Below are 8134 nucleotides of genomic sequence, written 5' to 3' on the forward strand. Positions count from 1 at the left end.
ACGTCAGCTGTATCTCCAGCGCACACCGGCCATGACGATCGGGCTGACCGATCACGTCTGGAAGGTGCGGGACTGGCTATCACAGCCGCAGGGCGTCCCCTGTCGGGCATAGTTCCAGCCAACTACCTTCCATCCACGCCCGGCCTCTTTCGTCTCTCTGAATAGAGACTTGCCCGTCAGGCCAGCGCCAGCAACGCCGGGCTGCCGGCCACGTCGGCCAGGGTGTAGCCGTCGAGCGTGGTGTAAAACGCCTGCTTCGCCGTGTCCAGCGCCCGTTTGAGCGCGCAGTCGAAACGCAGCGGGCAGGCCTGCGAAACGCAGTCGATCACGTCGCCGGGCGGTTCGGTGGAACGCACCACCGTGCCAACCCGCAGCTCGCCAGGCGCTGCCGCCAGCCGCAGCCCGCCGCCGCGCCCCCGGCTGGCGGCCACCCACCCCGCCTTGCTCAGGTGGTGCACCGCCTTGTTCAGGTGGTTATACGGCACGTTGTACAGCGTCGCCAGTTCCTGGGTGGTGGCGCTCTGACCCGGCGCCAGCCGCGCGAGATGCATCAGCACGCGCAGCGAGACGTCGGTAAAGCGGGTCAACTGCATGGGGAACCTCTCTGGGCAGGCGGGTCTGCGGGCAAAAGAACACCCGGCGTCCTGACCGGATGTTCTCTGGGGTGGGCGGCTTGCTGGAGTCTAGCGTTCGGCGGCCTACGCCGTCAGCACCGGGGCGAAGTCCTGGCTGGGGCCGAAGGTTTCGGTGAAGCGGCGCTCGGCGGGGACGTGCAGGCGATCCAGAATCCCCTCCACCGCGCGGGTGAAGCCCTCGGGGCCGCAGTAGTAGAACTCGGCCTCGCCTGCCGGCAGGTACGGGCGCAGCGTTTCCAGGCGGATCAGCCCGGTCTCGTCGTGGTGCTCGCCGGCCAGATCCTCGTCGGTCACGTCGGTGTAGTACACGACTTTGCGGATGTTCGGGTGGGCCTGCGCCAGCGCGTTAACCTGATCGCGGAAGGCGTGGTGCCAGCGTCCCAGTGCGGCGTGGACGAACAGGACGGGGCGCTCAGAGTTGCCCGCCGCCAGGGCGTGGAGCATGCTCAGCATCGGGGTGATGCCCACGCCGCCGCTGAGCAGCACCACCGGGCGATCCGAGTCCTGCAGCGCGAAGTCCCCGGCGGGCGTGTGCACCAGCAACTCGTCGCCCACGCCCACGTCGTCGTGCAGATGGTTGGAGATCAGGCCGCCGGGCGCGAAGGGGTCATGCTCGGGCGCCAGCTCACGCTTCACGCTGATGCGGTAGGTCTGGCCGTTGGGCGCGTCCGACAGGCTGTACTGGCGGATCTGGGTGGTCTCACCCCCCGGCACGCGCACCTGCAGGCTCAGGTACTGGCCCGGCTGGAACGGCGGCAGGGGCTGGCCGTCCACCGGCGCCAGCACCAGCGAGGCGATCACGCGGCTTTCCTGCACCTTCTTCACCACCCGGAACGGCTTGAAGCCGGGCCAGCCGCCGGGCTGCTGCGCGGCCCCCGCGTACATCCCGCGCTCCACGCCGATCATGATGTCGGCCAGCTGACCGTAGGCGGCGGCCCAGGCGTCCAGGATCTCCGGTGTGGCGGCGTCGCCCAGCACGGTGGCAATCGCGCCCAGCAGGTGCTCGCCCACGATGGGATAGTGCTCGGGCAGCACTTCCAGGCTGACGTGCTTGTGGGCAATGCGGCCCACCATGCCGCCCAGGCGCTCGGGGTGATCGATGTTGGCGGCGTAGGCCAGCACCGACGCCGCGAGGCTGCGGGCCTGCTTGCCAGTCTTCTGGTTGGCGGGATTAAAAATGTTCAGCAGTTCGGGGTGCGCGGCGAACATGGACGCGTAGAAGTGACGGGTGATGGTCTCACCGTGCGCCTCGAGTGCGGGAACGGTGGCTTTGACGATGGACAGTTGATCGGGTGTCAGCATAATTTCCTCGGCCGTAAAATATGCCTTTAAAAAGTATATTTAAGGGACAGGCGTCCCACTCGCAAGAAAGATGAAGCGGCTGAAGCTGCACGGTGACTGGCCGGGGACAGGCGTGGTGTGGCCTCGGCCCCTCCCGTCCTGCCCGACAGCGGTGAAGATGCCAGACCACCGCGCGGCAGCTTTGCTAGACTGCGGGGCGTGTATACCAACCGCCGCGCCCATTACGAGTACGAGTTGCTGGAGCGCTTCGAGGCGGGGATCAGTCTGACCGGCAGTGAAGTCAAGAGCATCCGCGCCGGGGGCGTCGACTTCCGCGACGCCTTTGCCCGGCTGGCCGGCGGGAACGTCGATCTGGAAGGCCTGTACATTCCCACCTACACCGAGGCCACCTACAACAACCACGAGCCGCGCCGCACCCGCCGCCTGCTGCTGCACCGCGAGGAAATCGCCAAAATGAAGCGCGGCCTGGAGCAAAAGGGGCTGACGCTGATTCCCACCCGGCTGTACGCCAAGGGCCGGTATTTCAAGGTGGAACTGGCGCTGGCACGTGGCAAGAAGCTGCATGACAAGCGCCGCGCCGAGGCCGAGAAGACCGTGCAGCGGGAGCTGCGGTCCCTGTGAAGCGCCTTTCTTCGGGGTGGCGCGGGTGGGGCGGCGCTGGCAAGGGGAGCGGTCTGTGGCGGTCCTGGCCCCTGCTGGCGGCGGCGCTGCTGCTGGCCGGTCTGGCCGGCGCGCAAATCACCTACGGCAAGCTGAACCTGGCGGGCCAGCAGGTGGAGAGCATCGGGCTGTACGGGGCCGAGTACGTGAATGTGGACGCGGTGGGCAAGCTGGTGTCCGTGGTCCGTGACGGTTCGGTGATGCGCATCAGCGGGCTGGGCCACACCCTGCTGCTGCCCATCGATCTGGATCAGGAGCGCGCCACCACGGATTTCAACACCGTGCAGATCGACACGCGCCGGCTTCAGGGGCAGGCGGCGACGTGGGTGAACGGCGCGGTGTACCTGCCGCTGTCCACCCTGGCCACCGGGCTGGGCGCCCGCTACGAGCAGGGCAAGCTGACGCTGGTGCCGCCGCAACTGCTGGGCGTCAGCAGCCGCGCGGGCCAGGACAGTGACCGGCTGGTGCTGGACCTCAGCCGCGACGTGTCGCTGACCGACGAGGCGCGCGGCAGCCGGGTGGTGGTGCGGCTGCGCGGCGTCAAGGGCGAGGCCCGCAAGTACACCACGCGCGGCGCCTTCCTGCCGTCCGCCGAGGTCAGCCGCGACGGCGACGACCTGATCGTGAGCGCCCCGATCACCGCCGCGAGCGGCTACCGCGTCTACAAGGTGGTCCGTCCGTCCGGCACGCGGGTGGTGCTGGACCTGGGACCGGGCATTCCGCGCGGCAGTCCGGCCATCCTGGAGCGGGTCACGCGCCCGCTGATCGTGCTGGACCCGGTCAAGACCGCCGGCATCGGCCGTGACCCTACCCTGGACGTGGCCCGCCGGGCCGCCGAGATGCTGACCAAGGCCGGCTGGCAGGTGCAGGTCACCCGCGACAGCGCCACCGCCCTGAACCGCGACCAGAAGCAGCAGCTGGCCCGCCAGAGCGACGTGTACCTGGCGCTGGACCTGGGCCGCTTTCCCGGCTCGACCCGCGGCGGCGTGACGGTGTACGAACCGACGGGCCGCTCGCCGTCGCAGCTGGTCAATGGGGTGCGGGTGGGCACCGCGCTGCCCTACGGCTCGCTGGTGGTGGGCGATACCGGCGGCACGCGCCGGCTGAGCGAACTGCTGCGCGGCGAACTCAAGGGCGGCAACATCACGGCGGGGCAGGGCAGCCTGTCGCGGGTCATGACCCTGAGTGAGGCCCCGCAGGCCGCGCTGCTGCTGGAACTGGGCTGGGCCAGCAATTCCAAGGACCTGGCGAACCTGAGCGTCGAGCGTCGCCTGCAGGCGCTGTCGGTGGCGGTGGCGCGCTCGGTGGCCACCTACTTGACCGCCCGCGCCAACAACAACGCCAACGTCGGTGCCCTGGCCGGAGCCGGACAGTGATCCGCCGCGTGTTCTCGCTGTTCAACGTGATCAGCGCCGCGCTGCTGGCCGCCGCCGTGCTGGCGTATCAGACGGTGCAGAAACCGCCCACCCCGCCCGAGGCACCCAAGCTGCAACTGGCCGAGCGGACCGCCATGAAGGTGCAGGTGTACTTCACCGATCCGCAGGTCCGCAGCATGAAGGCCGAGACCCGCACCGTGCAGGTCACCCAGAGCAACCCGCGCGCCGTGGCCCAGGCCGCCCTGAACGTCTGGGCGGGCGGCCCCAACAGCTCAGCCAACCTGGCGGTGGTTCCGGCGGGCACGGCGGCCCCCAAGGTCTACCTGCGCGGCCCGCACTACTACGTGGACCTGCCCGCCGCCTACGCGGGCTTGCGCTACGGTCCCAGCGGCGAGCGCATGCTGCTGTGCACCCTGACCCGCACGCTGCTCGACACGCGAGGCGACGACGTGACCTTCGTCCTGAACGGCGAGCCCGTAGACACGCTGGGCCAGATCGACCTGCGCAATCCGTTCACGCGGCAGGACTGCGCCGATGAATAGGGGGAGGATGTCCAACCGTCGAACGGTCTGACGGTTGGACGCGAAGCCATGCTGCGTTCCATCACCCTGCAAGGTTTCAAGAGCTTCGCCGAACGCACCCGGCTGGAGTTCGGCCCCGGCGTCAGCGCCGTGATCGGTCCCAACGGCAGCGGCAAGAGCAACGTCGTGGAGGGCCTGCGCTGGGTCACCCACGGGGCGCGGGCGCGCGAGTTGCGGGCGGGGCGCGGCAGCGAGCTGATCTTCCACGGCAGCGGCGGCAAGGCGCCGCACGGGCTGGCCGAGGTGCAGCTGGAATTGCAGACCCCCGAAGGCCGGGTCAACCTGTCGCGCCGTATCTACCGCGACGGCGCGAGCGAGCAGGACCTGAACGGCAAGCCGGTTCGCGCCCGCGACGTGCAGGCCGCCCTGCGCGGCACCGGGCTGGGGCCGGGCGGGCTGGCGGTGATCGGCCAGGGCGAGGTCAGCGGCGTGGTGGGCGCCGAGGGCCGCACGCTGCTGGGCCACGTTCAGGAGGCCGCCGGGCTGTCCCGCGCCGTCAGTGCCCGCCAGGAGACCGAGGCACGCTTGAAAGATGCCGACAGCCATCTGGCCCAGTTGCGCCTGCTGCTCGGTGAACGGGAGGCCGCCGTCTCGCGGCTGGAACGCGCCGCCACGCAGGCCCGCCGCTGGCGTGAGCTGACACTGCGGACCCTGACCCTGGAAGACGCCCTGAAGCGCGAACGTCAGGCGGCCCTCCACCGCGAGATCGCCGGAGCGCGGGCCGAGACAGCACAGCTCGATATTCAGAGTGCCTCCCTCGCCGCCGAGGTCCAGACTGCTGCTGCCGGGGTGGAAAGCGCCCGCGAGGCGGCACAGGACGCCCGCGCCCGCCGGGACGCGCACGCCGGAGCGCTGGATGCCCTCAGGGCTGCCCGCGACGCCCACGCCCAGGCCGAACGCTACCGCGCTCACCTGCGGGGCGAGGCCGAGGGCTTACAGGCCGAACTCGCCAGCCTTCCCACGTCACCCCCGGCCCAGCCCGCGCCCGATCTGGCCGCGCTGGAAGCCGCCTCCGCCCGGATTCGTAGCGACGCCGAGAATGCCGAACGCCGCGCCCGTACCCTGGACGCCGAACTCACCCGCGCCCGCACGCTGGCTGCCCGCGCCGCCGAGGGACTGGCCCGCACTGAGGCCAGCCGCGAAACCCTGCGCGCCGAGCTGGAGCGGGCCGAGGGGAATCTGGAAGCGGCGGCTGAAGGCCTTGAAGCCGCCACCGAACGCCTGACCACCGCGCGTCACACCCGCGAAGACGCCGAAGCGCAGTACGCCGCGGTGGCCGCCGAACGCGAGGCCGCCGTGAGCCAGGAACGCCACCTGACCAATGAGCTGGCCCGCGTGAACGCCAGCGTGGCCCCCTTGAGGCGCGAGCGCGAGCGCCTGCAAACCGCCCTGAACAGCTACGCCCGCTACGGCGAGGGCGCCCGCAACGCCCTGCGGCTGGACCACCCCGGCATCGTGGGTTCGGTGGCGGACCTGCTGACCGTGCCGGCTGAATATGAAACGGCCATCGGCGCGGCGCTGGGGCGGCGGCTGGAGCAGGTGGTGGTGAACCGGGCCGACGATGCCCGCGACATCATCGAGGAGCTGAAGCGTTCCGGCGGGCGGGCCACCTTCCTGCCGCTGGACCTGATCCGCGCCCGCCCCCGCCGCGACGCCCAGTTTCTGCACGAACTGGGTGTGGTGGGCAATCTGGCGGACCTGTGCCCCAGCGATCCGCCGCTGGTGGGCCAGGCGATTCTGGCCGACACGCTGGTGGTGCAGGACCTGCGCGCCGCCAACCGCATTGCCCGCTCTCACAGCAACCGCCCGCGTCTGGTCACGCTGGATGGCGAGCTGGTGGAACCCGGCGGGGCCATCACCGGGGGCAGACTGCGCGACAGCGGTGCGGGCGTCCTAGGGGATCAGCGCCGCTTTCAGGAGCTGGAGGCGGAACTGGAGGAGGCCGACGCGCTGGGTACGCGCTTCTCGGCGGAGTTGGAGCGGTTGAGGCTGACGCTGGGCGGCGGCGACGAGCGCCACGATGGGTTGTTGGCCGCCCGCGAACGCGCCGCCCGCGAGGAACGCGATGCCGAACGCCGCGTGACCGAACTGACCGCACAGATCCGCAGTCTGGGTGAAAACCGCGACCGCCTGCTGGCACGGCTGGGACCGGAACAGGAGGTCACCTCTGTACTGGACCTGCCAGATGTAGCTGCGCTGGAAACGGAGCTGACCGCCGCCCGGCACACCGCCGAAACGGGCCGGGCCACCGAGCGGGAAGCTGCCGAGGCGCTGGCCCTGGCCCGCGAGTTATCTGCCGCATGGCGGGCCTACGAGTCCGCCCAGATCCGCGCCGCCGATCTTCGCGCCCGCCTGAATGCCAACGCCGGGGCCGCCGCCACCCAGGACGCCCACCTGAGCGCCGCCGCCGCCGAACTTGCCCGTCGGGAGGCCGCGCTGGGCGAACTGGACGAGGCCGAATTCCCCCGCGCCGAGGCCGCCCGCGAGGCCGCTGCCGCCGCCTACGCCAACCTGATCGGCACCCAGAACAAGGTCCGCGCCCGCCTGGACGATCTGCGCGTGCTGATCGCCCGCCGCGAGGGCAGCCTGGAGCCGCTGCCCGCCGGCTGCACCCCACCCGGCACCCCGCGCGAGTGGACGGCGGAACTGGCCCGCGCCCGCGCCGAACTGGAGACGCTGGGCACCGTCAACGCCCGCGCCGAGGCCGATCATGCTGCCGAGCTGGCCGAACTGTCCGCCCAGCGGGCCGAGGCCGAGGACGCCGAGAGCGCCACCGCCGAACTGCGCGCCCATCTGGGCGAGTTGCAGGACGCCGAAGGGAAGGCCACCCGCGCCGCCTTCAGCCGCGTAAACGCCGCCTTCCGCGAATACAGCGCCGAGCTGCTGGGCGGGGAGGGCGAGCTGGAAGGGGAGAGCGACGACTCGGGCCGACTGACGGGCCTGCGCTTGGCTGTGCAGCCCAAAGGCAAGCGCACCCGCAACCTCAACCTGCTGAGCGCCGGGGAGCGCACCATGGCGGGCCTGGGTTTCCTGTTCGCGCTGAACCATGCGGGCGGCGACGGCAGTGGTCTACAAGAGGGTGCTGGGGGGTTGCCTCTGGCCGTGCTGGACGAGGTGGACGCCCCGTTGGACGAGGCCAACATCCGCCGCTTCACCGCCTTTCTGGAGCGTTTCAGCGCGCGCGGCGCACAGTTCCTGCTGGTCACGCATCAGAAGGCCACGATGGAAGTTGCCACCGCCCTGTGGGGCGTGACCACCGACGGCAGCGGGGCCAGCCGCGTCCTGAGCATCCGTCAAACCGAGGACGGCGCACGACGCGTGCCGGTGGAAGGCTAGGCCGGGGCCATGAAGGTGTCCAGCTCGCGTTGCAGTTCCTGGTAAAACTGCGCGATGTGAAAGCCGTCGCAGGCCGCGTGGTTGGCCCGTAGGGCCACCGGCATCCGCAGTCGGCCCGGAACTTCCGCACATTTGGTGATGCAGCATCAGTCCAGGCGCATCATTCGTCATGGACTACCAGGTCTTCCTCCCCGACCCGTCGAACCTCCGCTTCAACACGGCCCGGATCCAGCCCAAGACCCTC

General features: G+C 70.4%; 7 protein-coding genes. 4 read left to right on the forward strand and 3 right to left on the reverse strand.

Annotation, left to right across the window (positions count from 1 at the left end):
* Positions 1-176 precede the first annotated feature (176 nt).
* Positions 177-593 (reverse strand): RrF2 family transcriptional regulator, encoded by a 417-nt coding sequence (locus tag FHR04_RS20410; RefSeq protein WP_139405017.1) that lies wholly within the window; start codon positions 591-593, stop codon positions 177-179.
* A 105-nt stretch (positions 594-698) separates the two neighbouring features.
* Positions 699-1937 (reverse strand): NO-inducible flavohemoprotein, encoded by a 1239-nt coding sequence (hmpA, locus tag FHR04_RS20415; RefSeq protein ID WP_139405018.1) that lies wholly within the window; start codon positions 1935-1937, stop codon positions 699-701.
* A gap of 189 nt (positions 1938-2126) precedes the next feature.
* On the opposite strand from hmpA, the gene smpB reads away from it, so the two are divergent.
* From smpB to FHR04_RS20435, 4 genes are read left to right on the forward strand one after another with little or no spacing between them, the layout of a single operon-like run.
* Positions 2127-2558, forward strand: a complete 432-nt coding sequence (gene smpB / locus FHR04_RS20420) for an SsrA-binding protein SmpB (RefSeq protein ID WP_039683754.1) — start codon at positions 2127-2129, stop codon at positions 2556-2558.
* Positions 2555-3973: an N-acetylmuramoyl-L-alanine amidase gene (locus tag FHR04_RS20425; protein ID WP_375782582.1), complete on the forward strand. Its 1419-nt coding sequence runs from the start codon at positions 2555-2557 to the stop codon at positions 3971-3973. The genes smpB and FHR04_RS20425 overlap by 4 nt, the downstream gene beginning before the upstream one ends.
* On the forward strand, positions 3970-4515 hold the full coding sequence (locus FHR04_RS20430; protein ID WP_311734724.1) for a GerMN domain-containing protein: 546 nt from the start codon (positions 3970-3972) through the stop codon (positions 4513-4515). The genes FHR04_RS20425 and FHR04_RS20430 overlap by 4 nt, the downstream gene beginning before the upstream one ends.
* 48 nt (positions 4516-4563) lie before the next feature.
* A complete protein-coding gene (locus tag FHR04_RS20435; RefSeq protein ID WP_139405019.1) occupies positions 4564-7890 on the forward strand; it encodes an AAA family ATPase in 3327 nt (1108 codons plus the stop codon).
* On the opposite strand, the gene FHR04_RS20440 is transcribed toward FHR04_RS20435, so the two are convergent.
* Positions 7887-8030: a CatA-like O-acetyltransferase gene (locus tag FHR04_RS20440; protein WP_139405020.1), complete on the reverse strand. Its 144-nt coding sequence runs from the start codon at positions 8028-8030 to the stop codon at positions 7887-7889. The genes FHR04_RS20435 and FHR04_RS20440 overlap by 4 nt on opposite strands.
* Positions 8031-8134: the final 104 nt, after the last annotated feature.

It is taken from the genome of Deinococcus radiopugnans ATCC 19172 (assembly GCF_006335125.1).
Classification (GTDB): Bacteria; Deinococcota; Deinococci; order Deinococcales; family Deinococcaceae; genus Deinococcus; species Deinococcus radiopugnans.